Origin of the sequence: Streptomyces sp. NPDC127084 (genome assembly GCF_042724175.1) — a bacterium.
In the GTDB taxonomy this organism is placed as follows: domain Bacteria; phylum Actinomycetota; class Actinomycetes; order Streptomycetales; family Streptomycetaceae; genus Streptomyces.
Map to the genome: position 1 here is coordinate 1 of NZ_JBHXFA010000361.1, position 1,410 is coordinate 1,410.

Annotated in this window: 1 protein-coding gene; it reads left to right on the top strand. The window is 72.4% G+C overall.

The genetic code is table 11. The features are described 5' to 3' along the window. Window positions 1–1,410: glycosyltransferase (locus tag ACFWI9_RS34210; protein WP_387169184.1), on the top strand; the 1,410-nt coding region annotated here is incomplete at both ends.

The following is a 1,410-nucleotide window of genomic DNA, read 5'->3' on the forward strand; positions in this document are numbered from 1 at the left end:
CCGTCTATCTGTGGAACCTGGCCCGGCAGTTCCGGGACGCGGGCCACCGGGTCGGCGCGGTCACGCCCGCCCACGGTCTGCTGCCGCTGCTGCGCGAGCGGTACGAGGTCGTCGACCTGGACTGGCGGACGGACGACGAGATCCCGGTCCGGCTGGACCCCGCCGAGTGGCCCGGCTTTCCGGAGACCGTCCGCGTGCCGGTGTCCGCGCGCGCCCACCGCATGACCGTGGACGGCATCGACATCGTGCTGCTCAGCGGCGGCCTGCTCGACACCCACCCGGACTCCTTCTATCCGCCGCCCGGGGTGAAGGGCCACGACCTGGCCCACCTCAAGCCCCTGGTCTTCCAGGTCGCGGCCGCCCGGTACGTCGGGGAGCGGGTCGCGGCGGGCACCGTGGTGCATCTGCACGAGCCCGTCCACCACCACCTGCTGCCCGCCCTGCTGGCCGGCCGCGGCCTGCACGTGGTGTCCACGGTGCAGACCAACCTGGCGGTCGACACGAAGGTGTACGGCCCCGGGGTGCGGTCCGTGCTCGCCCACGAGGGCGCCGACGTGTCGGTGGCGGACGGCCTCGCGGATCCGCCGCTCGACGGCTTCCTGGAACGGGCGATGCGCGCCTACCTGCCGCGCACACTGCTCCACCACGACTCCCCGGCGCGTCCCGGCCACGACTACGTTCCGGTGCTGGCCCTGGTCTCCCGCTCGGTCGCCGCGCTGGACTTCCTGTCCGACGGCCAGCTCGCGCACATGCTCTCCCAGGCGGGCACCCCCTTCGAGCAACTGTTCCGGCATCTGACGGTGCGCCGTGAACTGCGGGCGCGCACCGATCTGATGACCGTCGGCGGCTGCGCCATCGGCGACGAGTGGCTCGACGTACGACGCTCCGAGGAGCGCCGCAAACGCACCCTGGACACCCTGGCCCTGGACCCCGACCTGCCCACCGTCTACCACAACGCCCGCTACTCGGTGCAGCACAAGGGCCAGAAGGAACTGTTCCGCGGCGTACGGCGGTTGCTCGACGAGGGGCACCGGGTGAACGTCCTGCTGCACTGTCTGTCCCCGACGCCGCTGCGGGACGAGGACCTCGACGCCCTGGCCCGTGAGCACCCCGACCGCGTCCGGGTCCGTACGGATCCGATGGACACCGCGGAGCTCCAGGACTGGGCGACCGCGGCCGACTTCTGCGTCTTCCCGTCCAAGTTCGAGATGGACACCTTCCTGATGGCGATGGGCGAGGCGATGGCCGCGGGCTGTGTCCCGCTCGCCACCGCCCAGCAGGGCATGCGGCACTTCGGGCAGAGCGCGGACCTGGACGCGCCGGGTGCCACCGGACTGGCGCTGCCCCGCTCCTTCCGGGTGGACGACGAGGAGCTGACGGAGGCGGTGCGCTCGGGTCTGCTGCGGTTGC